Annotated in this window: 25 protein-coding genes; 8 read left to right on the top strand and 17 right to left on the bottom strand. The window is 63.7% G+C overall.

Going from position 1 to position 24,885, the window contains the following annotated elements:
- Nucleotides 1-6: 6 nt before the first annotated feature.
- The 4 genes from LB566_RS06225 to LB566_RS06210 all read right to left on the bottom strand — a co-directional run bounded on the left by LB566_RS06225 (nt 7) and on the right by LB566_RS06210 (nt 3,979).
- The gene (locus LB566_RS06225; protein WP_224623754.1) at nt 7-1,029 is read right to left on the bottom strand and encodes a glycosyltransferase family 4 protein; all 1,023 of its coding nucleotides are present in this window, start codon (nt 1,027-1,029) and stop codon (nt 7-9) included.
- A 250-nt stretch (nt 1,030-1,279) separates the two neighbouring features.
- A complete protein-coding gene (locus LB566_RS06220) occupies nt 1,280-2,695 on the bottom strand; it encodes an ATP-binding protein (protein ID WP_140549874.1) in 1,416 nt (471 codons plus the stop codon).
- A gap of 44 nt (nt 2,696-2,739) precedes the next feature.
- Nucleotides 2,740-3,459, bottom strand: a complete 720-nt coding sequence (locus LB566_RS06215) for a response regulator (RefSeq protein ID WP_140549875.1) — start codon at nt 3,457-3,459, stop codon at nt 2,740-2,742.
- Nucleotides 3,446-3,979, bottom strand: a complete 534-nt coding sequence (locus tag LB566_RS06210; RefSeq protein ID WP_181172411.1) for a MarR family winged helix-turn-helix transcriptional regulator — start codon at nt 3,977-3,979, stop codon at nt 3,446-3,448. The genes LB566_RS06215 and LB566_RS06210 overlap by 14 nt, the downstream gene beginning before the upstream one ends.
- Nucleotides 3,980-4,238: 259 nt before the next feature.
- Here LB566_RS06210 and LB566_RS06205 point away from each other — a divergent pair, with 259 nt between their 5' ends.
- From LB566_RS06205 to LB566_RS06195, 3 genes are all read left to right on the top strand, one after another.
- Nucleotides 4,239-5,132, top strand: a complete 894-nt coding sequence (locus LB566_RS06205; RefSeq protein WP_224623753.1) for a branched-chain amino acid aminotransferase — start codon at nt 4,239-4,241, stop codon at nt 5,130-5,132.
- 146 nt (nt 5,133-5,278) lie between these two features.
- The gene (locus LB566_RS06200) at nt 5,279-5,593 is read left to right on the top strand and encodes a hypothetical protein (RefSeq protein WP_140549877.1); all 315 of its coding nucleotides are present in this window, start codon (nt 5,279-5,281) and stop codon (nt 5,591-5,593) included.
- A 181-nt stretch (nt 5,594-5,774) separates the two neighbouring features.
- Nucleotides 5,775-6,413 (top strand): MBL fold metallo-hydrolase, encoded by a 639-nt coding sequence (locus tag LB566_RS06195; protein ID WP_140549878.1) that lies wholly within the window; start codon nt 5,775-5,777, stop codon nt 6,411-6,413.
- Between the two features lie 88 nt (nt 6,414-6,501).
- Here LB566_RS06195 and LB566_RS06190 read toward each other — a convergent pair whose 3' ends face one another.
- From LB566_RS06190 to LB566_RS06180, 3 genes are all read right to left on the bottom strand, one after another.
- On the bottom strand, nt 6,502-6,924 hold the full coding sequence (locus LB566_RS06190) for a BA14K family protein (RefSeq protein ID WP_140549879.1): 423 nt from the start codon (nt 6,922-6,924) through the stop codon (nt 6,502-6,504).
- Between the two features lie 191 nt (nt 6,925-7,115).
- Nucleotides 7,116-7,328, bottom strand: a complete 213-nt coding sequence (locus LB566_RS06185; RefSeq protein WP_006202521.1) for a cold-shock protein — start codon at nt 7,326-7,328, stop codon at nt 7,116-7,118.
- A 323-nt stretch (nt 7,329-7,651) separates the two neighbouring features.
- Nucleotides 7,652-7,864 carry a cold-shock protein gene (locus LB566_RS06180; RefSeq protein ID WP_006202520.1) on the bottom strand — a complete coding sequence of 71 codons (213 nt, stop codon included), beginning with the start codon at nt 7,862-7,864 and terminating at the stop codon, nt 7,652-7,654.
- 580 nt (nt 7,865-8,444) lie between these two features.
- On the opposite strand from LB566_RS06180, the gene LB566_RS06175 reads away from it, so the two are divergent.
- On the top strand, nt 8,445-8,852 hold the full coding sequence (locus LB566_RS06175) for a Kazal-type serine protease inhibitor family protein (RefSeq protein WP_224623752.1): 408 nt from the start codon (nt 8,445-8,447) through the stop codon (nt 8,850-8,852).
- Nucleotides 8,853-9,172: 320 nt separating this feature from the next.
- On the opposite strand, the gene LB566_RS06170 is transcribed toward LB566_RS06175, so the two are convergent.
- Complete coding sequence (locus LB566_RS06170; RefSeq protein WP_224623751.1) at nt 9,173-9,430, bottom strand: hypothetical protein; 258 nt, start codon at nt 9,428-9,430, stop codon at nt 9,173-9,175.
- A 200-nt stretch (nt 9,431-9,630) separates the two neighbouring features.
- Between LB566_RS06170 and LB566_RS06165 the strand changes: the two genes are divergently transcribed.
- Nucleotides 9,631-11,265 (top strand): tetratricopeptide repeat-containing sulfotransferase family protein, encoded by a 1,635-nt coding sequence (locus LB566_RS06165; RefSeq protein ID WP_224623750.1) that lies wholly within the window; start codon nt 9,631-9,633, stop codon nt 11,263-11,265.
- A 53-nt stretch (nt 11,266-11,318) separates the two neighbouring features.
- Here the strand turns inward: LB566_RS06165 and LB566_RS06160 are convergent, their stop codons facing one another.
- The 8 genes from LB566_RS06160 to LB566_RS06125 all read right to left on the bottom strand — a co-directional run bounded on the left by LB566_RS06160 (nt 11,319) and on the right by LB566_RS06125 (nt 20,252).
- Nucleotides 11,319-11,672, bottom strand: coding sequence for a DUF1428 domain-containing protein (locus LB566_RS06160; RefSeq protein ID WP_224623749.1), 354 nt, complete (start codon nt 11,670-11,672; stop codon nt 11,319-11,321).
- Between the two features lie 268 nt (nt 11,673-11,940).
- Nucleotides 11,941-12,363: a VOC family protein gene (locus LB566_RS06155; protein WP_140549884.1), complete on the bottom strand. Its 423-nt coding sequence runs from the start codon at nt 12,361-12,363 to the stop codon at nt 11,941-11,943.
- A gap of 154 nt (nt 12,364-12,517) precedes the next feature.
- On the bottom strand, nt 12,518-12,700 hold the full coding sequence (locus LB566_RS06150; protein ID WP_224623748.1) for a hypothetical protein: 183 nt from the start codon (nt 12,698-12,700) through the stop codon (nt 12,518-12,520).
- 139 nt (nt 12,701-12,839) lie between these two features.
- The gene (locus tag LB566_RS06145) at nt 12,840-13,139 is read right to left on the bottom strand and encodes a HigA family addiction module antitoxin (protein WP_224623747.1); all 300 of its coding nucleotides are present in this window, start codon (nt 13,137-13,139) and stop codon (nt 12,840-12,842) included.
- Nucleotides 13,140-13,153: 14 nt separating this feature from the next.
- Entirely contained in the window at nt 13,154-13,435 is a 282-nt protein-coding gene (locus tag LB566_RS06140; RefSeq protein WP_224623746.1) for a type II toxin-antitoxin system RelE/ParE family toxin, read from the bottom strand.
- 131 nt (nt 13,436-13,566) lie between these two features.
- A complete protein-coding gene (locus LB566_RS06135; RefSeq protein ID WP_224623745.1) occupies nt 13,567-15,090 on the bottom strand; it encodes an ABC-F family ATP-binding cassette domain-containing protein in 1,524 nt (507 codons plus the stop codon).
- Between the two features lie 400 nt (nt 15,091-15,490).
- Nucleotides 15,491-18,652 carry an excinuclease ABC subunit UvrB gene (uvrB, locus tag LB566_RS06130; protein WP_224623744.1) on the bottom strand — a complete coding sequence of 1,054 codons (3,162 nt, stop codon included), beginning with the start codon at nt 18,650-18,652 and terminating at the stop codon, nt 15,491-15,493.
- A gap of 127 nt (nt 18,653-18,779) precedes the next feature.
- A complete protein-coding gene (locus tag LB566_RS06125; protein ID WP_224623743.1) occupies nt 18,780-20,252 on the bottom strand; it encodes a DUF2778 domain-containing protein in 1,473 nt (490 codons plus the stop codon).
- A 730-nt stretch (nt 20,253-20,982) separates the two neighbouring features.
- Between LB566_RS06125 and LB566_RS06120 the strand changes: the two genes are divergently transcribed.
- Entirely contained in the window at nt 20,983-21,309 is a 327-nt protein-coding gene (locus LB566_RS06120; protein WP_224624108.1) for a TauD/TfdA family dioxygenase, read from the top strand.
- 4 nt (nt 21,310-21,313) lie between these two features.
- On the opposite strand, the gene LB566_RS06115 is transcribed toward LB566_RS06120, so the two are convergent.
- On the bottom strand, nt 21,314-22,570 hold the full coding sequence (locus LB566_RS06115) for a hypothetical protein (RefSeq protein WP_224623742.1): 1,257 nt from the start codon (nt 22,568-22,570) through the stop codon (nt 21,314-21,316).
- A 142-nt stretch (nt 22,571-22,712) separates the two neighbouring features.
- Between LB566_RS06115 and LB566_RS06110 the strand changes: the two genes are divergently transcribed.
- Both LB566_RS06110 and LB566_RS06105 read left to right on the top strand, forming a co-directional pair.
- Complete coding sequence (locus LB566_RS06110; protein WP_224623741.1) at nt 22,713-23,741, top strand: CapA family protein; 1,029 nt, start codon at nt 22,713-22,715, stop codon at nt 23,739-23,741.
- A gap of 181 nt (nt 23,742-23,922) precedes the next feature.
- On the top strand, nt 23,923-24,873 hold the full coding sequence (locus LB566_RS06105; RefSeq protein WP_224623740.1) for a hypothetical protein: 951 nt from the start codon (nt 23,923-23,925) through the stop codon (nt 24,871-24,873).
- Nucleotides 24,874-24,885: the final 12 nt, after the last annotated feature.

The following is a 24,885-nucleotide window of genomic DNA, read 5'->3' as shown; positions in this document are numbered from 1 at the left end:
GGAGCGTCAGGCCGCCAGTTTCCGCGTCGTGCCCAGCGCTTCCTGGACCGTATCGAGAAACATTTCCGCACAGACTTTCCAGCTGTAGCGCATGGCGCGTTCTCGCGCCTGGGCGCGGTCGACATCGAGGGCGGCGAGCGAGGCTTCGCGCAGGTCGCTGGAGACCGCGCCGCCGAAGCCGTCGCCGACGATGTCGATCGGTCCCGTGACCGGAAAGGCGGCGACCGGCGTGCCGCTGGCCAGCGCCTCGATGATGACGTTGCCGAAAGTGTCGGTGCGGCTCGGAAAGACGAAGACGTCGGCCGAGGCGTAGATCTCGGCCAGTTCGTCGTTGGGGCGGTGGCCAAGGAAATGGGCGGCGGGGTAGCGCGCCTTGAGCTTCGCCAGTTCCGGGCCCTCGCCGACAACCACCTTGCTGCCGGGCAGGTCGAGATCGAGGAAGGCGGAGAGGTTCTTCTCGATGGCGACGCGGCCGACACAGAGGAACAACGGGCCGGGGAAGCCGAGATCCTTCCTCTTGTCGGGCCGGAAATGATCGGTATCGACGCCGCGCGTCCATGGTCTCAGCTTGTTGAAGCCGCGCGCTGCAAGATCATCCGCCAGCGACTGCGTCGCGACCAGCGTGCCCTGGCCGGAATTGTGGAAATCGCGCAGCCAGCGATAGGCCCAGCTTTCCGGAACCGGCAGCCGGGCGCTGAGATATTCGGGAAAGCGTGTGTGGTAGCTGGTGGTAAACGGCCGGCCGGCATTGCGGCAGTAGCGCCGCGCCATGATGCCGAGCGGACCTTCGGTGACGATGTGGATGTGGTCTGCCTTGTAGGCCCCGATCAGGCGCGCGACGTGGCCTGGCGTGGTCAGCGCCAGGCGAATATCGGGATAGGTCGGCAAGGGCAAGGTGTGGAAGATATTGGGTGTCAGGAAATCCACCGCGACGTCGAACGCTTTCAGCGTTTCGGTGAGCCGCTCCAGCGTGTGGACGACGCCGTTGACCTGTGGGCGCCAGGCGTCGGTGACCATCAATATGCGCATGGCGGGCCTTTGCTCGAAAGGTCGGCGGTTGCCTCGGTACGATGCCGGGACGGCGACCAGCCGGCGGCCCTCGCTTCGCTCCAGCGCACCCTGGCGGGCACGGGATCGAAGTGAGACGGCGGGTTCGAATCAAGTGAGGTCGCGCGCTTCATGCGCGCTCTTCAGCATGATTTCATGACGGGCCAATGAAATCGGCCGAGCATGGCCTCGTCCGAAAGCGGTTAGCGCTTTCCCGCGATCAAAACCCCCGTCAGGCCGGAACCTTGATCACGGCGCGCAAGCCGCCGAGCGGGCTGACGTCGAGCGTGATGTCGCCGCCATGGCTGCGGGCGATGTCGCGCGCGATCGACAGGCCGAGGCCAGTGCCGCTGGCATCGAGATTGCGGGCTTCGTCGAGCCGCATGAAGGGTTTGAACACCTCTTCGCGCTTTTCGGCCGGAATGCCCGGACCGTCATCGTCGATGGTGACCACAAGCGAGCCGCGGCCATGATTGGCAGCCACCTCCACCGTCTTGGCGTAGCGGAAGGCGTTGCCGATGACATTCGACATCAGCCTGGCGAAGGCGTTCGGCCGCACATGCACGGTCGGATCGCCGGAAAGCGTCGTCGACAATTTGCATTTGCGCAACCGGGCTTCCTCGCTCAGCTTCTGGAAATAAGCTTCGAGATCGAAGCGCCCGGTGTCTTCCGAGGCCTCGCCACGGGCGAAGGCGAGATAGCCTTCGAGCATCGACTGCATGTCGTCGATGTCCTGGTTGAGCGCGGCCTTGGTCTCGGCCTTGCCGCCCGCCAGCGCCAGCTGCAGCTTGAAGCGGGTGAGGATGGTTCTGAGGTCATGGCTGACGCCGGTGAGCATGGCGGTGCGCTGTTCGATCTGGCGCTCGATGCGCTCGCGCATCTGGATGAAGGCAAAGCCGGCGCGGCGGACCTCCTCCGCGCCGCGCGGGCGGAAATCACGCGGCATCGGCCGGCCCTTGCCGAAGCTTTCGGCGGCTTCGGCCAGCGTCAGGATCGGCCGGATCTGGTTGCGCAGGAAGGGAATGGCGATCATCAGCAGCACCAGCGAGGTACCGACCATCCAGATCAGGAAGATGTGCGTGTTCGAAGCATAGGCCTGGCTGCGGCGCACGAAGACGCGCAACACCTTGCCTTCGAGCTGGACGCGCACCTCGATGATGTTGGAATTGCCGACCGTGTCGATCCAGAACGGCCGGTTGATCTGGCGGGTGATCTCGGCGGAGAGAACGTCGTCGAGGATGGAGAAGAACGGCTTTGGCCCGGGCGGCGGCAGCGGGTCGGGCGGCAGGAGGTCGACCTTCAACTGCATGCGGTCCTGGGCGATGCGGATGATGTTGGCGTAGTCGGCGTCGTGCGGATAGGTCTCGATCAGGTCGATGATGGCGGCGATGTCGCGCACGGTCGCCTGCGACAGGCGCTGTGTCACGGTCGCCCAATGCCGCTCCATGAAGACGAAAGCGACCACCGATTGCAGCAGGATCATCGGCGCGATGACGATGATCAGCGAGCGCGCGTAGAGGCGCTTGGGCATGTAGAGCGAAACGAGGCGCCAGAACCGGTTCCAGACGCGCGGAACCCTCTTGAGCAGCCGTGTGGGGCGCGTGCTCAAGCCGTCAGATTCCGGCTGTTCCAGTTCCGTGGTCGCCATTCACCTTTCGCTCGCTCCGTGGCCGCCAGGCCGAAGGCGGTAGTCTATTCGACGCTGAGCCGATACCCAATACCGCGGACCGTCTGCAGCCAGACCGGATTGGAGGGATCGCGCTCGATCTTGCGGCGCAGCCGGTTGATCTGGACGTCGATGGTGCGCTCGCCGACATCCGATTCGTCGCCGACCAGTTCGTGGCGCGGGATGGTTTCGCCGGCGCGCGCGGCGAATATCGCCAGGATCTCCTGCTCGCGATCGGTCAGCTTCAGCGCCTCGCCGCCACGCTTCAATTCGCGCCTGGCGATCTGGAATGTGTAGGGACCGAAGACGAGTTGCTCCACCTTGGGCGTGGTCGCAGGGCCGCCGCGGCGCAGGATGTTGTTGATGCGCAGGATCAATTCGCGCGGATCGAAGGGCTTTGGCAGGTAATCGTCGGCGCCGGCCTCCAGGCCGGTGATGCGGCTGTCGGTCTCCGATAGCGCCGTCAGCATCAGGATCGGCACGTTCTTCTCGGCCCGCAGCGCCTTTGTCAGATCGACGCCGTTTTCGCCGGGCATCATCACGTCCAGCACAAGAAGATCGAAGTCGAGGCCGGCGAGTTTGCGTCGGGCTTCGCCCGAAGTGCCGGCGACGGTGACGCGAAAACCGTTCTCGGTCAGATATTGCTTGAGCAGGTTGCGGATGCGGGTGTCGTCATCGACCACAAGCAGATGCGGCGCATCGTCGTCCGGTGCGGCCGCGTGATCAGCGCGTTCAGTGCTCTCCATGGCTTTTCCCTGACATTTTTGCGGACCCAACGTCGATCTGGGCTCTCAGTTCCGGATTGACCATTGCTTCGAGGAAGCGTTCCACCTGGGTCCGTTCGGCGGCTCCGGAATCTTCCAATGCAGCATGGATGCGGCGCGACTGTGGCCGCGCCAGCGCCAGCGCCAGCGCGCGGCCCTTGGCGGTTGGATACAGTTCGCGCTGGCGACGGTCGCGCGGCCCTTGCAACTGCACGACATGGTCGGTGTCGATCAGCTGCTTCAGCACGCGCGCCAGGCTCTGCTTGGTGATCTTCAAGACATCGAGCAGTTCGGCGACCGTCAGGCCCGGCCTGCGGTTGACGAAATGCAGCACCCTGTGGTGGGCGCGGCCGAAGCCATAGTCGGCCAGGATCTGATCGGGATCCGAGGTGAAATCGCGATAGGCGAAGAAAAACAGCTCGATGAGGGCGAAATCGATGCCATCCTCGATTGACATCGCGGTCCTGATCGGTGTCCCGGCTGTTCGGCTTCGATCCGTCATCTCTACTCCATGGGCAGGGAAGATTATGTCAGTACTATTGACGTAATTTCCCTGCAATGGTAATTTTTGACAAGGTTTTGGGCGGATTGCGAACGAAAAGGCAAGACAGGCCGGGTTTTCCGGAACTTCCTGAGTTTGCCAGAGCACGATTATCCGCCTACCTTTCCAGACAGCGGCAGGCGCCCCAACCAGATGGCGCGGCCGACAAGAGCACGCAACGAACAACGATATGCGGGCTGCCGCCCGCGGGAGGTTTACCATGGCATCCGTTCCCTTTGATCAACTGGACGGCTTCATCTGGATGAATGGCGAGTTCGTGCAATGGGGCGAGGCCAAGATCCATGTGCTGACCCACGGCCTGCACTATGCCAGCGCGGTATTCGAGGGCGAGCGCGCCTATGGCGGCGAGATCTTCAAGCTCAACGAGCATACCGAGCGCCTGCATGAATCGGCGCGGCTGCTCGGCTTCAAGATCCCCTATTCGGTGGCCGAGCTCAACGACGCCTCCAGTACCCTGCTGAAGAAGCAGGGCTTCAAGGATGCCTATGTCAGGCCGATCGCCTGGCGCGGCAGCGAGCAGATGGGTGTTTCGGCGCAGAACAACCGCATCAATTGCGCCATCGCCATCTGGCAGTGGCCCAGCTACTTCGATCCGGCGCAGAAGCTGAAAGGCATACGTCTCGACATGGCCGAGTGGCGCCGGCCCGACCCGCGCACGGCGCCGTCCAAATCGAAGGCCGCAGGCCTCTATATGATCTGCACCATGTCCAAGCATGCCGCCGAGGCCAAGGGCTATGCCGACGCCATGATGCTCGACTGGCGCGGCCAGGTCGCGGAAGCCACCGGCGCCAACATCTTCTTCGTCAAGGACGGCAAGATCCACACGCCAAAGCCGGATTGCTTCCTCGACGGCATCACCCGCCGCACGGTCATCGGCCTCGCCAAGGACCGCGGCCTGGTGGTGGTGGAGCGCGCCATCATGCCGGAAGAACTCGAGGGCTTCGAGCAGTGCTTCCTGACTGGAACGGCAGCGGAAGTGACCCCGGTTTCGGAGATCGGGCCGTACCGATTCGAGGTCGGCGAGATCGCCAAGACGCTGATGAATGACTATTCTGCGGCCGTTCAGCCGAAGCACGCGATCGCCGCAGAATAACGAAAGTCACAGCTTTTCGCGCAAGCAGGGGCGGTTTTCGGACCGCCCCTTTTATTTCAGCGTTTCTGCATTTGACTTTCGCCGAATTCAGCGTCTCCATGATGGTGTCGGCCCGGGAGGCTGGCAGCTATGGAGGGACTGGTAAGATGGACATGAATACGCTTCTTCCGATCATCGTTCAGATCATTACAGGCATCATCGGCGGTCAGGCGGTCGGCGCGGCGATCAAGACGGCGGCGATGGGGCAGCTTCCCAAGATCCTGGGCGGCGCCATTGGCGGCGTCGGCGGCGCGGCGATCCTCGGCAGCCTGCTCGGCGGCACAGTCGATCCGGCAGCGGCTGCGGCAGCGACGAGTGGTCTGGGCAGCGCGCTCAACTTGCAGAACATCGTCGGCGGCGCCGGCGGCGGTGCGATCCTGACCGGCATTATCGGCGCGGTCATGGGCGCCATGAAGAAGTAAGCCTGCGATCTCGGGCTGGCCAAATGGGCGGCTTCGGCCGCCCATTTCTGTTTCCAGAGCGCGCCGCATGAAATGCGTTTAGGCGCGGCGCGCCTTGGAACGACCGATTGTTGGTGTTCCCAAGGGTGGACGCCCTTCGTTCGCGCCTCTACATCACGGCGTGAACATCGAAAGGACGATCATGGGTCAGCTCAATGCCGGCATCGTGCCGGTCACGCCCTTCCAGCAGAATTGCACGATCCTGTTCGACATGGACGACAAGCACGGTGTCGTCGTCGATCCGGGCGGCGATATCGACAAGGTGCTGGCGGCGCTGAAGGATAATGCGATATCGGCCGGCGCGATTTGGATCACGCATGGTCATATCGACCATGCCGGCGGCGCGATGGAGTTGAAGGAAGCGCTCGGCGTCGAGATCATCGGCCCGCACGAAGCCGACAGGATGTTGCTCGACAATCTCGAGAGCCAGGGCAGGCGCTATGGCATTGCCGGCGTGCGCAACTGCGTGCCCGACCGGTTCCTCACCGAAGGCGAGACGGTCTCGTTCGGCTCGCATCTCTTCGAGGTGCTGCATTGCCCCGGCCACGCGCCCGGCCATGTCGTCTATTACAACCGCGCGGCCAAATTCGCCCATGTCGGCGACGTGCTGTTTCGCGGCTCGGTCGGGCGCACCGACCTGCCAGGCGGCGATCATGCGGCACTCATCGCCTCGATTAAGGACAAGCTTTTGCCGCTCGGCGACGACATCGGCTTCATCTGCGGCCACGGTCCGGGCGGGCGTTTCGGCGAGGAGCGGCGGAGCAATCCGTTTTTGACGTGAAGCGCGTCGCGCCGAAGCCGGTGCCGGCTTGACAAAAAAGCGCCGGCCTTGCGGTCAGCGCTTTTTGTTGGGGCAGGGAAGCCCTTGGTCAGTTGGCGGTGCAGAAATGCTGCTCGCCATCATTGCCGGTGAAAGTGCCGGTGCGGGGGTTGAAGGTGCGGTACCGGTCGGAGCAATAGTCGTACCAGCCACGCGTCCACGGTTCGGCATAACGGTCGGCGTAGACCACTTGCGGTTCGGCATAGTAGCGGCGGACCGGCGCCGGGCGTATCCGCACATCGCGATCGTAATAGTCGTCATCGTAGTAGTCGCGGGGCGGCGGCTGCTGGTTGGCCAACGCGCCGCCGATCAGTGCGCCTGCGGCGAGGCCGAGCACACCGGCGGCAACAGCGTCGCCATGGCCGTGGTGGCGGTGATGACGCCAATCATCGGCGTTGGCCGCGGGTAAGGCCACGAGCATTGTGGCGGCCACTGCGGCGGACAGCACGGCTGTCTTGAAAATTCGATTCATGTCGATCTCCTTCGTGCCGGCCCGTAAGAATTCCGGGGATGTGGTCCGGCTTTACGAAAGATTAATATGAGACCATGGCTGAACGGGGGCTGAACGAATTTTTGCCTGACCGGAGGGCCACGGGCATCAAATATCGAACGCTCCAGCGAGCGAAGCTGTCCTGCCAGAACCGCCGCCGGTCTGGAGCCGGCTCAGCCGATCGACAGGTTGACGGCCTTGGGACCCTTGCCGCGCTTGTCGGGCTCGGTGTCGAATGTCACTTTCTGCCCATCCTCAAGACCGGGAAGACCCGACGCCTGCACGGCCGAAATATGAACGAAGACATCCTTCGCGCCATCATCCGGTGTGATGAAGCCGAACCCTTTGGCATGGTTGAAGAATTTGACGGTGCCGGTCTGCGGCATGGGAAGCTCCTTTGATCCCATAAACTCCAGTCTCGGGCCGGCAAATGCCCGAATGGAAATTTGTCCTTTATTTTAGCGTCATCGGCAAGAGAAAGTTTTGCGGGCACTTAAAGCGCGTAGCGCTTTAAGTTTTTGTTATGATGCATGTCGTTGACCCGACACCGGATCCACTTTGGGGCGACAGCATTTTTGCTGCGCTGCGACATGAAAAAGGCGCGACGAAAATCGCCGCGCCTTCAAAATTCGTTTGCCTCTTCCGAAGTCATTCAAGCTTCGGAGCCTCAGGCGCACGGCCAGGAAGGGCGTGCGGCTTGGCCGATCGCTCAGGCGGCGCGGAGGTTTACGGCCTTGGGGCCTTTGCCCATGCGATCCGGCTCGACGTCGAAGGTGACCTTCTGGCCGTCGACGAGCGTGCGCAGGCCCGAGGCCTCGATCGCGGAAATGTGGACGAATACGTCCTTGGCGCCACCGTCGGGCGTGATGAAACCGAAGCCTTTGGTCGCGTTGAAGAATTTAACGGTGCCGGTCTGGGCCATTGGGGAAACTCCTTCACCCGTTCAGTCTTGATGGTCCTGCCCGCCACCTTGCGTCGAGGGCAGTTCCCGGTGGTAGCTTTCGGCAGTCATGCATTGGCGCATGGTCAAACCCCCCGCCGAAAAACGGGGCCGTCAGAGATTCACAGTATCGGGGAAAGGTCGTCCAAAACGTTCCGCTCTCCGGGTCGCAAATGCCCGAACACGGAATTTATCGCACGGAAAAGTGAAGGTTGCAAGATAGCGCCGCGGGCCGCCCCCGATGGGCGCGTCCCGACGCATGAATCGATCAATCCGAGCATCGACGCGCCGCAAATAGGCCTCGTTGCCCGAGGGGTCATCGGCCACAGCCCCGTCACGCATGGGCCAGCGGCGGCGACGGCTGGCGGTGCGAGGCTCCGGGATGATCCAGGCGCCGTTTTTTAAGCAGCCGGCTGCAACGAGGGTTGCAATCGGCGATGGAATGAGGAGGATCGCCACAGCGCGACTGGTTTGAGCCTTTGCTTTCGTGAATATCATTGTCCGGGATCGCTGCGGATTTGGAGCGACACGCAGCGGGACGGGGATCGAGGGAGAGACGATCATGAGGTTTCTTGCGGCAATCTTCTCGCGACAGGGTTTTGTCATCCTGTTCCTGTCGGCTGTTCTTGCCGCCTGTACCGTGGTCGTCGACGACGGTCCTGGACCGCGGCCACGGCCGCCGCGGCCGGGACCGCAATTCTGCACCAAGCAGTACGAGCCGGTCTGCGCCCGGCGCGGTGGCGACCGCCAGACCTTCGCCAATGCCTGTCTTGCCGACCGGGCCGGTTATCGCATCGTGCGCGACGGTCCCTGCCGTGACGGTGGCAGCGGGGGTGGCGGCGAGCAGACCTTCTGCACCCGCGAATACGCGCCGGTCTGCGCCCGGCGGGGCGGCGAGTTTCGAACCTTCCCCAACGCCTGCGAGGCACGCGCCGCCGACTACCGCATCGTTGGCGGGGGCCGCTGCTGAAAGGCCGGGTGTTCGTCTTTTCCGCACTTCGGGAAAAGCGGATGCCGTCTAAAACAAATTTCGGGGACGTGTGACGGTCACAACGGGGATGGATAGGCCCCGTCGGCCGGCCCGGCGTAAAGCTCGCTGCCGTGCTCATCGCAGATGCGCACGCGGTCAGGGATTTGCGGCATTGCGAGCGTATGGAAGAGCGCGGTGGCGTTTTTCAAGAAGATTTTGAAAAATAAGTAAGCCAAAGGAAAATATTGCTGCGTTCATTCGAAAAACTCTGCTATGGTTTGATGATAGTTTCCAAAAATTCTCAAAAATTATTTTGGGGTTCATTCCCGAAATTTACGTTTATTTTCTCCAAATAAGGACAAAACCATGGTTTCTGCGAGAAGTTCGAGAGGCAATACCACCGCGATCAACCCGCCCATCAGGCCGGCCACCGCATATGCCGTCGCCATCGGACGTACCGGCAAACCTATGATCGTCAGGTCGGCGCGGCTGACCATCAGAAGCGACGAGGCGGAAAGGCGGACGATCGCCGATACTGACGGAACGGTTCGGCGCGCCAGGCAGACGGCCGAGACCAACCGGCTGATTTGATCTCGTCCGCGCCGATGGCAAGCGCAAGAAACCAAGCAAAGCCTTGAACCCGCCGCGCCAATGGCCTAGATCGCGGCAGGCGGACAAACACGGCAGGTTTCCCATTAACAGAGATCAGAGACGAGCGGCGGGTGCTGGCGCCAATTCCGGCTCGGGCGGACAGCCGCCGTCGAGTCTCGACCAGCATGTGCAGAGGGCGCTGCAACTGCATCAGGCGGGGCGGCGGCAAGAGGCCGAGGCGCTTTATCGGCAGGTGCTGACCCACAAGGTCAACCATGCGGCGGCTGCGCATTTCCTCGGTCTTTTGCTGCACCAGACCGGGCGCAGCGCCGAGGGGCTCGGTCTCCTCGAGCAATCGGTGCGCTTGCAGCCGAAGAATCCGGATTTCCTCAACAACCTCGGCACGGTGATGCGCGATCTCGGCCGTGTCGCGGCGGCCGCCGACTTCTTCCGTGGCGCGGTGGCGCTGCGGCCGGACCAACTCGCGGCGCGCGACAATCTCGGCTCGTCGCTGAAGCAGCTTGGCCAGTTCGAGGGCGCCGAGGAGATCTATCGCGGCACGGTCGCGCGCAATCCCTTCCATTTCCGCGCCCGCATCGGGCTTGCCGAAACCCTGCAGGAAGCGGGCCGCCTGGACGAGGCGCTGGCCGTCTTCCGCGAGGCGCTGTCGATCCGTCCGAAGGACGCCGAACTGCTGCACGGGCTGGGCGTCGGGTTGATGGAAAAGGGCGAGCTCGACGAGGCGGCCGACCTGTTCCGGCAGGCGCTGGCGGCCGATCCCGGCATGGCGCGCGCCTGGCTGATGCTGACGCAGGTCAAGCGCCAGAAGGAGCGCGATGCCGAACTGACCGGGATGGAGGCCCAGCACGCCAAGGCGCTGCCGGACAGCCTGGCGCGCATGCAGCTTGCCTTCGGCCTCGGCAAGGTCAATGACGATCTGAAGGATTATAACAGAGCCTTCGATTATTTCGCCGAAGGCAATGCCATCCGCCGCAAGGGCATCGACTACGACGCCGAAAGGACGCGCGCCGAATTCGAGGCTATGAAAACGGTGTTCGACAGGGATTTCTTCCAGAAGCACAGGCACAGCGCGATCTCCGACGATACGCCGATCTTCGTCGTCGGCATGCCTCGTTCGGGCACGACCCTGGTCGAGCAGATCATCGCCAGCCATCCGCAGGTCTACGGCGCCGGCGAGCTCGGCATCCTGAAGACGGCGGTCGGCAGGCAGTTCCCGGCGACCATGCCCGGCGGTTTCCCCTGGGGCGTTTCGGATGCGCCCGATATGGATTTTGCCGAGGCGGGACGCGCCTATCTCGACATGCTGCATGCCCGCTATCCGCACATGCGCCACGTCACTGACAAGATGCCGGGCAACTTCCTGCTTGTCGGCTTCATCCACATGATGATGCCGAAGGCCAGGATCATCCATTGCGCACGCGATGCGGCGGCAACCTGCCTTTCGATCTACAAGGTGCATTTCCGCGGCGACAGCCACCGGTACGGCTATGATCTGGGCGAACTCGCCGATTTCCACAATCTCTACACGGAGATCATGGCGCATTGGCACAAGGTGCTGCCCGGCGTCGTGCACGATGTGCGCTACGAGGATTTCGTCGCCGACCAGGAAGGCCAGAGCCGGGCGCTGATCGACTATCTCGGGCTGCCATGGGACGATGCCGTGCTGTCGTTCCACCAGACCGACCGGCCGGTGCGCACGGCTTCCGCCGCGCAGGTGCGCCAGCCGATGTATCAAGGCTCGGTCGACCTGTGGAAGCGCTACGGCGACAGGCTGAAGCCGCTGCTGGACAGACTGGCCTAAAGCGGCTCGGCATCCCGGGCAGGGCGCTGAACCGCTCTGCCCGGACGCGTTGCCTACAACTCCATGAACGTCTGGAAGCCGCCGAAGATCATGCGCTTGCCGTCGAACGGCATTGTCGACATGTCCAGCTGCAGACGCGGATCGGCCATCACCTTGGCCATGACCGCGTCACGGTTCTGCCTGGATTCGTAGGTTACCCAGGCAAAGACGACGACCTCGTCATCCTTGGCCTGTACGGCACGTGGAAACGAGGTGATCTCGCCATAGGGCACGTCGTCGCCGACGCACTCGACATAAGCGAGTGCGCCGTGTTCCTTCCAGATGGCGCCGGCGTCGCTGGCGAACTTCTTGTAATCGTCGAGTTTTGCCTTTGGCACGGCAAGCACGAAACCATCGACATAGGACATTAAGGGTCTCCTTGATTGGCGGCGGTTCTTTCTTATCCGCCTGTGGGGTAAAGGCGGTGGCGATAGCGGACGAAAAGCCAATTGCCTGGCTTTTCGAGCTTCGAACGCCCTGAGCCCGCGAAGGGCCGGGCGGTGGCCGATCCACTTGCCGGGTCCCCGCTGCTTCGCAACGACCCGGCGTTCGCCGGTCTTTCATCGTGCCACTTGCACGATGAATTCGCCTTCGGCGAACCGGCTGCTCACCCCACAAGAAGCGAGGTGAAAGAGCTTACTTGACCGGTGCGTTCATCGCCCAGTCGATGCCGAAGGGATCGCGCACCTGGCCCCATCGGTCGCCCCAGAACATCACCTGCAGCGGCGTCACGATCTCGCAGCCGGCGTCGACCGCGCGCTGCCACCAGCCGTCGATCTCGTCGCTGCCGAGATGAAGCTGGAGCGTGTAGCCCTGCGGCGCCTGGTGCGGGTGGCCGTGCTCGGGATAGGCGTCAGAGAGCATCAGGGTCGAACCGTTGATGTGGAGATGGATGTGCATGGTGCGGCCTTTTTCGTCCGCAGGGTAGAAAAAGACCTGCTTGGCGCCGAACGCCTTCTGGTAGAATTCGGCAGCCTTGAAGGCGCCGTCCACCTGCAGATAGGGGGTCAATCCGCCGAGCACTTTCGCCTTGGGCTGAACAGGGGTCTGGTCGGTCATTGCGTGTTCCTCTTCACGTTTGTTTTGGCCTCGCGGACCATAGGACGCGCGAGGGGACGGCGGTCCTACATGGGCGTGAAATTTTTCTCGTGGGCCCGGCCCGGACTGGCCGGGCGACCGGCGAACTCAAGCGATAGGCGCATGGCTCGGCCGGTCATATGACCTTGGCCGGGACGGCGGCTGAGCGGCGGCTGTTCTGCGCATCGAAGAGTTCCGGAAAACCGACATCCTTGCGCAGTTCGGCGGGCAGCGAAAGCAGGATGCGCTCGCTGCGGTGGCGGGCACGCGCCGCGGCATATTGGGTTGCGATGCGGCTGATGGAGGAAAGGACGGACATGATGCATTCTCCCTGGGTTGGCGCCGGCATCATCGTGTCGGCATCCCAAGGACGAGGCAGGTTCTGGCGATCCGACAGGTCGTCGAGAATTTTTTGTCGGACGGCGGTAGATTCGTGGCGGGTGGTTTGCGCGGTTAACTCAAGCGGCAACTTCCAAGCGCTCGATCTTGTCGAGATCGGCTTTCTTCGCCTCTCCCTCGACTGCGAGGTCGTAGCTGGCCTGCATGTTCATCCAGAACTGTGGTGTGGTTCCGAAGAATTTCGCCAGACGCAGCGCAGTATCGGGCGTCACCGGTGTTGCCTCGTTGGCCAGGCGCTCGATGCGCGTGCGCGGCACATGCAGCTTTTTGGCGAGCGTATAAGGCTTCAGGCCAAGCGGCGCGAGATACTCTTTGCGGAGAATTTCGCCGGGATGGATAGGCGGCTTGATGTTCAGCATTTGAAACCTGTCTTTCAATGGTAGGCTGTTATCTCGACGTCCTCGGCTTGTCCGTCCACCCAACGAAAGCAGATGCGAAACTGATCGTTGATGCGGATCGAATGCTGACCGGCGCGCTTGCCTTTCAGCGGCTCAAGCCTGTTGCCGGAAGGCGTCCTTAGATCCGAAAGTTCAGCGGCATTGTCGATCATGAACAGCTTCCGCTGGGCCGATCGGACAAGATCCGACGGGAAACCCTTTGGAGCCTTGCCGCTCGACACAGCTTCGCTGGTCTTGTCCCTGAACGAGCGTATCACCTGCCGGGTCCAATCGACGTACCATCGCACGATACGTTTCGAAAGTCAAGAAAACGTCTCATGAGATGAGACGAAACTCCGACCTGTCAATGACAGGCCAGAGTTTCGCATGGCATGGCTTGTCCTGTCGCTTAGCGGTTTTCATCAGCCACCGACCGAAAAAACGCCTCCGGATCGTCGACTTCGGTCAGCCGCCGCTTGTCGATCAGCCAGAAGCGGTTGCCGATGGCGCGGATGAAGGAGCGATCGTGCGAGGCGAGCACGCAGCTTGCCTGGTGCTTGAGCAATTCCTCCTCCAGCGCTTCCTGGCCGTCGATGTCGAGATGGTTGGTCGGCTCGTCGAGCAGGTAGAAATTCGGATTGGCGAGCCTCAGCGCCAGCATCATCAGCCGCGCCTTCTGGCCGCCGGACAGCACACCGATCCTGCGCTTCTGCATCTCGATGCCGACGCCGGCGCCGGCAAGCAGCGAGCGGGCGCGCTGTTCGCCGACGTCGTAGCGGCGCGAGACCATCGCCAGCGGCGTGTCGCCGCCGATGCCGGACAGCGCCTGGTCGCTGTAGCCGAGCACCGTCGACGGCGTCACCTTCACGTTCTGAACCGTGTCGGGGTCGACGATGGCGTTGCGGATCAGGGTGACGAAGCGCGATTTGCCGACGCCGTTGCGGCCGAGCAGCACGATGCGGTCGCCCTGGCAGATGTGGCGCTTGCCGGTCCTGAACAAAAGCGTGCCGTCGGGCGTTGCCACCGCCGCGTCGTCGAGCTTGATCAGCACCTTGGCGTGCGTGCCGCGATTGGCCAGCCGGATCGCACCGGCCGATTTCTCGCGATGCCCCGGGGCCGCCGCATCCTCCAGTCGCTCCGCGCGTTCCCTGAGCTGCTTGGTCTTGACCGTGAGCAGGTCGCTGCCCGAATTGATCCCGATATTGTTGAGCTTGGCGGCCTGGCGGCGCAATTGCTGCGCTACTTTCATGTCGCGCTGAAACTTGCGCTCGGTCGAGGCGTCGAGCTCGTCCATTGCGTCCCTGGCGCGGGAGTAGGGAAGGGAAAACACCGGCGACTGGTCCGGGCGCAGGAACAACGTGCGGTTGGTGGCGGCGTCGAGGAAGGCGCGGTCGTGGCTGGCGATCACCACCGGCACCTCTCGCGGTAGCGCGTTCAGCCAAGTTTCGAGCTGGCCGATGCGGGCAAGGTCGAGATGGTTGGTCGGTTCGTCGAGCAGCAGCATGTCGGGATCGGTGACCCAGACACGCGCGATCAGTGCCAGCCTCTGCCAGCCGCCGCTCAGCGCCTGCATCTCGCGCTCGCGCATCGCCTCAGGCACGTCGAGCGAATCCAGCGCCACATCGACACGCCATAGTTCGCTTTCGGCCTGCTCTGACGGCAGCGCATCGGCCACCACCTGATGAAAGCTGCGGCCAAGCAGGGCAGGGGGAACGGACTGCTCGACATGGCCGACGCGCAAGCCGCGCGTGCGGCTAATGTCGCCGGAGGTCGGCTCCATCTCGCCGGCCAGGCATTTGAGCAAGGTCGACTTGCCGCGACCGTTGGCGGCAACGATGCCGAGCCGGTCGCCGCTGCCGATGGTGAGGTCGAGATTGGAAAAGAGCGGCGCACTCATGGTGACGCCGAGGGCTTTGAGGCTGATCAGGGCCATGTCGATTTCTCTGGTCTGTCCGGAAAGTCCGGCTCAATGCACTTTGTCAGTGCGCGAGCGGCCATCAGGCTCGGCAATGCGCACCACGAAGGGCAGACCAAAAATCGAAGCGGGAAAAGCCCGGACCGTCCCTGGTCAGCCCTGCAAGCAAGCTCGCAGGGCGGAAATCGGGCCACGCTGACGATGGTGATCGATAAACACGCAGCCCTCCTTTCAAGACGTTCGAGTGTGGGGACTGAGTACACCAAAGGTCATGCGCTGGGCAAGAGGAGGGTAGTGTCGAGCGGGCCTGAAGCTGCCAATCTTCCCACTGGGGGAGATGTCCGGTCGACCCTCCGCAGCTGCTGCGGAGGACGGGCAGGACAGAGGGGGGCGCTGTCCCGCCGGCATTTCGAATGAACTACTTTCCGGGCCTTCCTGTCTTCGCGGGCCGGCGCTTTTCGCGGCGGGCGTCGCCGGGGTCTTCGTAAGAACCAATGCCGGCGCGTTGGCGCACGATTGGTTTGTCGTCGCGTTCCTTCGCGCCCCCCTCTGTCCTGCCGGCCCCCACAAGGGAGGAGATCGGCTGTGGCTTCGCCGGCACTTTTCCCTCGACCGGTTTCTCGGTGCGACGCACGGTCATCTCGTCAAGAGAGTTTTTCTTGAACAGCGGTTTGACCGGCTCGCCCGGAATGCCGAAATCGGAACCGTGCGCTTCGGACGCCGACTGTTTCTTGAACAGCGAGCGCGACACGGCACCGGCCGGCGTCGGCATGTCGGTGCCCGGACCCATATCGTCGATCGAAGGTTTGGCGAACAGCGGCTTCTTCACGGGCACCGCGCCGTCGGCGCCCATCTCGTCGAGATCAGGCTTGCGGAAGAGGTTGGGCCGGGCAGCCTTGGCGGCCTCTTCGGCGGCACGTGCTTCGTCGAGCTTGCGGAAGCGCTCCTGTTCCTCCGCTGTACGATGCTTGGCCACGCCCTTGTTGTGCTTGCCTTTTTCGCGGCCCGAGACCGGGCTTTCCATATCGGCATATTTGGCCAGCGGATCGTCGGAGATCGACATCTCCATCTCACGCAGGCGCTTGATCTCGTCGCGAATGCGGGCCGCCTTCTCGAAATCGAGATTGGCGGCGGCGTCGCGCATCTGCTTCTCCAGCGCGTCGAGATGGGCCTTGAGGTTGTTGCCCATCATGGCGCCGGCGCTGTCGGTGAACTGCGAGATGTCGGCCCGGACATGATCCTTCTCGTAGACCGAGTCCAGGATATCCGAGATGCGCGACTTGACCGATTCCGGCGTGATGCCGTTGGCGGCGTTCCACTCCATCTGCTTTTCGCGACGGCGGTTGGTTTCGGCCATGGCGCGTTCCATCGAGCCGGTGACCTGGTCCGCGTAGAGAATGACCTTGCCGTCGACATTGCGGGCGGCGCGGCCGATGGTCTGGATCAGCGATGTCTCGGAGCGCAAAAAACCTTCCTTGTCGGCGTCGAGGATTGCGACGAAGCCGCATTCTGGAATGTCGAGCCCCTCGCGCAAAAGGTTGATGCCGACCAGCACGTCGAAGGCGCCGAGGCGCAAGTCGCGCAGGATCTCGATGCGCTCCAGCGTGTCGATGTCGGAGTGCATGTAGCGCACGCGCACGCCTTGCTCGTGCAGATATTCGGTGAGGTCCTCAGCCATGCGCTTGGTCAGCACGGTGACCAGCGTGCGGTAGCCGGCCTTCGTCGTCTCGCGGATCTCGCCGACGACATCGTCGACCTGGGTCTTGGCCGGGCGCACCTCGACCGGCGGGTCGATGAGGCCGGTCGGTCGGATGACCTGCTCGGCGAACACGCCGCCGGACTGCTCCATCTCCCAGCCGCCGGGCGTTGCCGAGACAGCGACCGAGAGCGGGCGCATGGCGTCCCATTCCTCGAAACGCAGCGGCCGGTTGTCCATGCAGGAAGGCAGGCGGAAGCCGTATTCGGCAAGCGTCGCCTTGCGCCTGAAGTCGCCGCGATACATGCCGCCGATCTGCGGCACGGTGACGTGGCTTTCGTCGATGAAGACCAGCGCATTGTCGGGGATATATTCGAACAGGGTCGGCGGCGGATCGCCCGGCTGGCGGCCGGTGAGATAGCGCGAATAGTTCTCGATGCCGGCGCAGGAGCCGGTGGCTTCCAGCATTTCCAGGTCGAAGCGGGTGCGCTGTTCCAGACGCTGCGCCTCGAGCAGGCGGCCGGCGCGCTCGAGTTCGACCAGACGGTGCTTGAGCTCTTCCCTGATCGACTTGATGGCCTGGTTCAGCGTCGGGCGCGGCGTCACATAGTGCGAATTGGCGTAGATCTTGACGCTTTTCAGCTCGCCCGTTTTCTGGCCGGTCAGCGGGTCGAATTCGGTGATCGCCTCGATCTCGTCGCCGAACATGGAGATGCGCCAGGCGCGATCCTCAAGGTGGGCCGGGAAGATCTCGATCGTGTCGCCGCGCACGCGGAACGAGCCGCGCACGAAATTGACGTCCTGGCGTTTGTATTGCTGGGCGACGAGATCGGCGAGCAGAGCGCGCTGGTCGAGCCGGTCGCCGATCTGCATCTGGAAGGTCATCGCGGTATAGGTCTCGACCGAGCCGATACCGTAGATGCAGGAGACCGAAGCGACGATGATGACGTCGTCGCGTTCGAGCAGCGAGCGCGTCGCCGAGTGGCGCATGCGATCGATCTGCTCGTTGATGGAGGATTCCTTCTCGATGAAGGTGTCGGTGCGCGGGACGTAGGCTTCCGGCTGGTAGTAGTCGTAGTAGGAGACGAAATACTCCACCGCATTGTCGGGGAAGAATTTCTTGAACTCGGAATAAAGCTGCGCCGCCAGCGTCTTGTTCGGCGCCAGGATCAAGGCGGGACGCTGCGTCTCCTCGATCACCTTGGCCATGGTGAAGGTCTTGCCCGAGCCGGTGACGCCAAGCAGCACCTGGGTGCGGTCGTTGTTCTGGACGCCCTCGACCAGGTCCTTGATGGCGGTCGGCTGGTCGCCGGCCGGCTCGAAATCCGACACCATCTTGATGGTGATGCCGCCTTCGGATTTCTCCGGGCGGGCAGGCCGGTGCGGCGTCCACAGCACGCCGTCCTTGTGCAGCGGATTGCCGGATTCGATCAATGCCGAGAGAGCCGCCACCGTCGCGGTGACGCCGCTCGACGTCATCGTCTCGGCTTCCTCGAGCGAGACGTCGAGGCCTGCGACGGGATTGAGGCCGGCCGCCGCGCGCTCGCGGGCTGTCGCCGCGCCGCCCATCGACGTGCCGCGCGCCGTGCGCCCGGGCGCTGCGGAGCGCTCGGGGATCTTCTTCGACGGCTTCGGCGACTTGCCGCCGTCCTTGCCGGCCTGGCGCCCTTCGCGTTCGGCTTCCTGCTCGATCTGCTCGGCCCAGTCCGCGACCGAACCGGTGAGCGGCGTGCCGGACAGTTCGGGCTGCGGCATCTCGGCGAAGCCGCCTTTGTGCAGCGGTTCCGAGGCGTCGAGGAAATCGGTCAGCGGGCTGCGCCGCTTCGGCGCGGCGCGGTCGTCATTCGCCGTCGGCGGCGTTCTCTTTTCGGTGGATTTGGCCATGTCCGGAATATGGGAGGTCTTGGCGAAAATGGAAAGAGCGCGATCAGCCGAGGCGCATCACCAGATACAGCTCCTGACAGAAGGCTGTCAGGAGGAGGCAAGTACCGGTGATGCCTGCCGATTGCGGTCAGGCGCCGCGTGCGTTGTCCGCCACGCGTGTCGGCGATCCGTTCAGGCGCGGCACCACGACGAGGCGCTTGATTTTGCCCTTCTTGAAGGCGGCGAGGAAGCGCGCATAGTCCTTGAAGGCGACGCAGCCACTGGACTGTGCGTAGCGGCCCCGAAGCAGGTAGGTGTGGGCCAGCAGGCCGTCACGATTGTATTTGTTGCGGCCATCGACGGGCGTCAGACGCAAAGCCTCGACACCATGAAAGCGCGACTCGCGCAGCGACAGATTGTAGGTGTTGGGCGGTGTCGGTCCGCGGTTCTTTTGATCGGCATAGCGCGGCTGGTCCGCCATGGCGCCGATGCCTGAATGCGCTTCGAGCCTCGAACCGTCGGGCATGTAGACGGTCTTGGCGCTGATGTCATAGACGGCGACGCCGCTGCCGGCTCCGCTCCTGGAACTGCCCGGCGCGTTAAACAGGTTCCTGAACGCCTGGCCGAGGCCGCCCGAAGGCGTGTCTGGCTTCGCATAGGCCAAGGCGTCGCCGCCATCTGCCGGCCGGCCCTGCCGGGCCGGCTTTGCCGGCTGGGCTTGCTGGACCGGCTTTGTCTGAGATGCCGGCTTCTGCTGCACGACCTTGGGCTGTTGAGCCGGTTTTTCCTGCTCCACGGACTTCAACGGCGCCGGCGCGTCGAATTGCGGGCGACGGGTCGGCAGCGGCACGTCATCGGTGAGCGCGTCGGGCAAGGCCGCGGCATCGCCCGGCTGCTCCTGCCGGGTTTCGACAGGCGAAACCGCGACATCGGCCGAAGACTCGGTCATCGGCAATGGCGAGGCGAATGCCTCGTCCTCGACAGGCAGCGACCGTGCGAGCGCGAGGGCCAGTTGCGAATTGTCCGGCGTGCCGGCATCCGGCCGGGCAAAATGCATCGGCTGCGGCGCTGTCTGGACAACCACCGAGCCGGTGTCGATCCGGGCGAAGCGCTCCGCCGCGGGTGCCGGCAAGTCTTCCGACAGGCTGGCGACGAGCTTGGCGCCCGGCACCAGCGATGCCTCGGCGACCTGTGGAGCGGAGGTCGAGATGATGGGACGGGCGGGTGCGCCGGCCGCGGCCGCGGGCTTGGCCGCGTTGGCGAAGGCGGCGGCGAGCTTGCTTGGCGAGAGAGATGCTTCCATGCGCTCGAAGCGCTCCTGCGAGGTCGTCTTGGCGACCGGGACAGGGTGTGCCGTGGACGCGGCCACGAGGCGCGCCGACTTTTCCGTCCGGGGAGCGAGCGCGGCCAGCCTGAAGCATCCGGAGCCGCATTGCACGGCATGGTTCTGCAGCGCCTGCGTGCCGCCATCGGCGTTGGCCAGTGCGAATGGCGCAGCGGGCATCAGGAAATGCTGTTTCAGCGGATCGGCAAGAGCGAGCGAGCCCGGCATGGCCAGCCTCTGCGGCAGGACGCTCGATGTCGACGACAGCGAAGCGCCGACGGAGCTCAGACCAGCCATTGTCCCGACCAGCCACAGGCCAACGGCAGCGCTGACGCCGGGCACGGCGACCCAACGGACCATCCGCTTAGAGTTGAGGGATGAGGCACGTGACGTGTTGTCGGCAGTTTCGCCGTCCCACCGCCTGTCCCCGACGATTTTCTTACTCAAGAACGCCATTCAACCAATCTTGCTCCAATCGGCTCCCACGTCCGCGGCTGTGATAGCCGCGACGACCATTCTGTGAGTGATCCCAGGTGGTCCCCGACGCGTTTGCCGCGCCTGTCTTTGGTTGCCGATTGCTTCAAAATATGGACAAAGTTGGTTAACCAATCCCTCTCAAAACCAACCGAGAGACGTGGACTTTGTGCCAAAAAAGGCTCGTCCACGATCATGAACGCGGTATTGCAGCCCTTCCAAGACTATTTTGCTGCCTGCTTTTAACGGCCGAGTCAAGCAAAACAGCTCTTGCTAATTGAAGCGAATGGCCGTTTCAGCGGGTCCGCGACGGTAGCCCGTGTCATTCCGCCCTGCCGAGCAGGCTCATGGCGTCGCCCAGAACTGCTACCGCCCGCCGCAGAGTCCCGGCCCTTATGGCGGTCTCGCGGCGGCCCTTGATCGGCCACCGGGTTCTCCGGCAGGCCGCGCCGTCCGGCCTCGTGCTCTCGGCGCTGTTGGTTCGCCTTCAACGATAGACCTGCTTGGCTTTACACTGGCAGGGCGCTGGCTGAACTGAGGTGATTGATCTGCGATCCGCAAAGCCAGTTCCAGCACCAAGCTTCAGCCCGGCGAGGTGCTGGTCTTCGACAACCAGCGCGTCCTGCATGGCCGCACGGCGTTCGATCCGACCTTGGCCGTGCGCCATCTCAGAAGCTGCAACGTCGATCGCGACGGCGTGCACAGCGCCTTTCGCACGCTGGCGCGGCGGTTCGCGCCGGAGGAGGCGGAAGCGGTGTTGTACCAGGGCGCGATCTTCCGAGGCGTTGCGACGGAGCTTCTACCTCCCCCTTGTGGGGAGGTCGGACCGCAGGTCCGGGTGGGGGCTGGCGCTGACCACCCAGGGACGCAGTCCTGTTAGGCCGTCAATTGAACCACAGCGCAAATGTCAGAAAACCACCGCCGCCGAATTCGCTCTGGATCTGGTCGAAATCGTCGCTGGTCAGGATTGTGCCGCTTTCGAGATACGGCGCGATGGCCGGGCCGGTGATCGACAGCACCAGGTCGAAAGGTTTCGGCTCGTCGAAGAAGCGCTTCATGTTGATGCCCTTGCCGGTGATGCGGAAATGCGGCAGCAGCACGCGGCCTTCGAGCAGGTCCTCGGCCATGGTCAAGGTGGCGAGCCAGGCCGCGACCTGCTGCTCGCCGACTTCGAGGCCGGTGAGCGGGTTCTCGCCCTTCTGATGCGGCCCCGGCAGCCATTCGCGGTCATTGTCGGTCTCGGCGCGGATTGCCTTCCAGTCCTCGCGCGACAGCCGGATCATCTCCAGCAGGTGACGGCGCGCCGCCTGCCGCCGTTCGGGCTCGACCACCGGCCAGTTCACGAGATGCACCAGAGAGATGAAATCGGCGATGCGCCATTCCGAGGAGAAGATGCTGCTGCCCATGTCGCCAGCCGGTGGAACAAGGATGTCCTGCAACGGCAGTTTTGCGCGCGGGAAGAGCATGTGGAAGGAACCGTCGAACGTGCTCCTGAAATCATGCGCAAGCCAGAAATCGGCCTGCGCCATCAGGAATTCGGCATAGCCCTGCAGCCAATAACCGTCGGCGCGGTCGAAGCGGAAGGTGAGCGCAGGCCCGGCATCGTCGGGCGTTACGCCGCCGCGCGACAGCGAGGCCATTATGGCGGCCATGCTTTCGTCGGGCGCGATCGTGCCGTCCTCGTCGAGGTCGATGCCGACGTGGGTGAGGTCGATGACAATGCCGATATCGGCGCCGGCCGGTACCGAGCCAAGCGTGGCTGCGGATTTCTCGAGCCGGTCGCGGAAGGCAACCAGAATGGCGCGGAACTGCTCGTAGCTCAGCGGCTCGGGGTTCGGGTTTTCCGGCACCGGCAGCCGCATCAGCGGCAGCATGAAGGATCGCGGGCTCTCGAAGCCGTGGCGGTGCAGGCCGCTGGCCAGCAATTCAAGCGCGCTGAAGAATTCGCCGGCGCCGGCGGCATAGGCGGATGCCGGGTCGGTGGATGCGGCTGCCTCCAGCGCCGATAACGCCGTGTCGCGCGCGACCACGGTTTTGGCCTCGAACAGAGCGGCCGCGCTTTCGGGCATGGCGGCCTGGGCCGAAGACATCGGCAGAACCAGAGCAAGTGCCAATGCCAGCAGGCTTGCCAGTGGTGTCATTTTCCCCCTCCCATGGCGTCGTGCCGGCAATCATACACGTATTTGCAATGCCGCGTCTGCCGGCCCGGACGCATGATTGTCATTGGGCTGGCTTCAACGCGCCCGGCGGACGGTCTACACAGGGCAAACGATTGGGCATCGCGTGTCGAACTATCCGCTCTCCTACAAACTGTCGTGGCTGCCGCGGTTCCTGAAGCCGTCGCTGGCCGGTGATGTGCAGGGCTTCGCGCCGATGGCCGGCACGATGATGGATCGGGCGCCGGGGCGGACGGTGCGGCTCGCCTTCGTCGGCGACATTTCGGCGGTGGCCAACCGCCGCGCGCCGGACTGCGATCCGGCGATCAAGACGCTGCTTGGCGCGTCCGATCTGGTGATCGGCAATTGCGAAAGCCCTGTCGTGGACAAGCCAAACGCCGTGCTCGGCACCTGGCTCGGCACCCATCACGCGATGAGCGAGCGCTTTCTCGGCGACGCGTTGGCGGCAGTCGGCATCGCGCGCGAAAGACTGGTGCTGTCGCTGGCCAACAACCATGTGCTCGACCAGGGCGTCGCCGGTTTCGACGAGACCGTGGCTGCGCTCGCGCGGCTCGGTATCCGCACTATTGGCCTCGCCGACAAAGGCCCGGTGCAGCCTGTCGAAGTCGGACCGCTGACTGTCGGGTTCGCCGCCTTCACGTTGTGGCGCAATGCGGGCGAGGACCTGTTCGCCGGCCGCGTATCGATGACCGGCGATATTGCCCGCCGGCGAGGTGACGGGTTCGATCTCCTCTGCGCCGTGCCGCATTGGGATTGGGAGTTCCGCCACTTTCCGCGCGTCGAAACGCGGACACTGGCGAGGCGCCTGGCAGGGCAGGGCGTCGGGCTGATCGCCGGCCACCACGCCCATGTCGTGCAGCCGGTGGAGCGGATCGGCGATACGATCGTCGCCTATGGACTTGGCGATTTCCTCGGCACCGCCCTTGTCCGCCAGCCTTGGCCGGGACGCATTGGCGGGATCCTTGTCGCCGACATCAGCGCCGATGCGGAAACGCGGGGGTCTGTCGTTTCCTACCGAATGCATCCGTTTGTGCGGCTGCGCGCCGGGGATCATGAGCGGCTGGCGCCGGTGGAGGGATTGGAGGGCCGCATGCGTGACAAGGTGGAGAGGCGGTTGAGCGCGGTTTTTCCGTAACTACAGGTGTGGACATCGGCCAAGATCGCCATGTCGGCGCTTTTCCAAGCGCTGATGATTGGCGAAATGAGGGGTGGCGCAAGCATCTGTTGAAAAGGCGCCACAGTCGATACTTCAGACAAAACCGGCTATCATGAACCGGTCCGGGCAAGCGGGGGTGGCGGTGGAAACAGCGGATTTCATGCCTGGCGACGCCGTGATTGCCGGCATCCGGAAAAACATCGAGGCCTGTGAAGCTGCGCGGGCTTCGGCAGTGCGGCAGGTGCGCTGGCGGGTGCCGCTGTTCGTCGGCCTGGTGCTGGCGACGGTGGTGCTGGTCGCTTGGCTGTTCAACAAGGTCGCCGATCCCAACGAGCAATGGTTCTCGACCCCGCATGTGTTTCTCTATGTCGCCGGCTTCGCGGTTTCGATCCTGCTTTATTTCCAGGCGATGAAGCCGGCGACGCGGCTGCAGCAATCATTTCGGCAAACATTGCTGCCCATCATATTCAGCTTCATCCGCGACGTGCGCTATTCGCATGGGGGCAGGCCAAATTCCTTCGACCGGCTGCCGCGCGAGGCGGTCGGGCCGTTCAACCGGCAGTCGTTCGACGATGTCGTCTCCGGCCGTTACGAAGAGTTTTTGTTCGAGCTCTACGAAGCGGAACTGCGGGAACGGGCAGGCCAGGGCTCATCGACGGCCTTCAAAGGCGTGATCGTCGCCTTCGAAGCCATCGAACCGTTCCCGGGAATACTGGTGGCGACGCGGCGGACCAATGCGGTCGTCGGCTTCTTCCGCGGCATGTTCGCAGCCAAGATGCAGGAACTGTCGTCCGGCGTGCCGGAACTCGATGCCGCCTATGAGTTCCGCACCGACAATGCCGAGGCGGCGCGGCCGTTGGTGAGCGGCCGATTGGCGCAAGCGCTGAAATGGCTGGGCGAAACTTGGCCGGAGGAACCGGCGCGCGTGGCCCTCAACGGCAGCGAGGGTTTTCTGCTCCTGCCGCAGGCGAAGAATTTCTTCGAGCTGCCCGCCATTTCGGTGCCACTGAGCTACCAGGCCCATGTCGCGCCGATGATATCGGACATGGGCGCCATGCTGGCGACGGCGGCGCTGGTGCGCAAGATCGGCGCCGGGGACGAAGCGGCTTGATCAGCCGGCGTT

The organism is Mesorhizobium sp. CA13 (assembly GCF_020165235.1).
Classification (GTDB): domain Bacteria; phylum Pseudomonadota; class Alphaproteobacteria; order Rhizobiales; family Rhizobiaceae; genus Mesorhizobium.
This window is presented reverse-complemented; position numbering and strand designations above follow the sequence as displayed.

Coding starts and splice junctions, on each gene's coding strand:
- LB566_RS06115 (WP_224623742.1), bottom strand. CDS start 22,570: ATGACACCACTGGCAAGCCTGCTGGCATTGGCACTTGCTCTGGTTCTG.
- LB566_RS06200 (WP_140549877.1), top strand. CDS start 5,279: ATGGACATGAATACGCTTCTTCCGATCATCGTTCAGATCATTACAGGC.
- LB566_RS06215 (WP_140549875.1), bottom strand. CDS start 3,459: ATGGAGAGCACTGAACGCGCTGATCACGCGGCCGCACCGGACGACGAT.
- LB566_RS06205 (WP_224623753.1), top strand. CDS start 4,239: ATGGCATCCGTTCCCTTTGATCAACTGGACGGCTTCATCTGGATGAAT.
- LB566_RS06160 (WP_224623749.1), bottom strand. CDS start 11,672: ATGTCCTATGTCGATGGTTTCGTGCTTGCCGTGCCAAAGGCAAAACTC.
- LB566_RS06185 (WP_006202521.1), bottom strand. CDS start 7,328: ATGCCGCAGACCGGCACCGTCAAATTCTTCAACCATGCCAAAGGGTTC.
- uvrB (WP_224623744.1), bottom strand. CDS start 18,652: ATGGCCAAATCCACCGAAAAGAGAACGCCGCCGACGGCGAATGACGAC.
- LB566_RS06105 (WP_224623740.1), top strand. CDS start 23,923: ATGCCTGGCGACGCCGTGATTGCCGGCATCCGGAAAAACATCGAGGCC.
- LB566_RS06145 (WP_224623747.1), bottom strand. CDS start 13,139: ATGCTGAACATCAAGCCGCCTATCCATCCCGGCGAAATTCTCCGCAAA.
- LB566_RS06175 (WP_224623752.1), top strand. CDS start 8,445: ATGAGGTTTCTTGCGGCAATCTTCTCGCGACAGGGTTTTGTCATCCTG.
- LB566_RS06195 (WP_140549878.1), top strand. CDS start 5,775: ATGGGTCAGCTCAATGCCGGCATCGTGCCGGTCACGCCCTTCCAGCAG.
- LB566_RS06155 (WP_140549884.1), bottom strand. CDS start 12,363: ATGACCGACCAGACCCCTGTTCAGCCCAAGGCGAAAGTGCTCGGCGGA.
- LB566_RS06210 (WP_181172411.1), bottom strand. CDS start 3,979: ATGACGGATCGAAGCCGAACAGCCGGGACACCGATCAGGACCGCGATG.
- LB566_RS06125 (WP_224623743.1), bottom strand. CDS start 20,252: ATGGCTGGTCTGAGCTCCGTCGGCGCTTCGCTGTCGTCGACATCGAGC.
- LB566_RS06220 (WP_140549874.1), bottom strand. CDS start 2,695: ATGGCGACCACGGAACTGGAACAGCCGGAATCTGACGGCTTGAGCACG.
- LB566_RS06190 (WP_140549879.1), bottom strand. CDS start 6,924: ATGAATCGAATTTTCAAGACAGCCGTGCTGTCCGCCGCAGTGGCCGCC.
- LB566_RS06135 (WP_224623745.1), bottom strand. CDS start 15,090: ATGGCCCTGATCAGCCTCAAAGCCCTCGGCGTCACCATGAGTGCGCCG.
- LB566_RS06180 (WP_006202520.1), bottom strand. CDS start 7,864: ATGGCCCAGACCGGCACCGTTAAATTCTTCAACGCGACCAAAGGCTTC.
- LB566_RS06150 (WP_224623748.1), bottom strand. CDS start 12,700: ATGTCCGTCCTTTCCTCCATCAGCCGCATCGCAACCCAATATGCCGCG.
- LB566_RS06225 (WP_224623754.1), bottom strand. CDS start 1,029: ATGCGCATATTGATGGTCACCGACGCCTGGCGCCCACAGGTCAACGGC.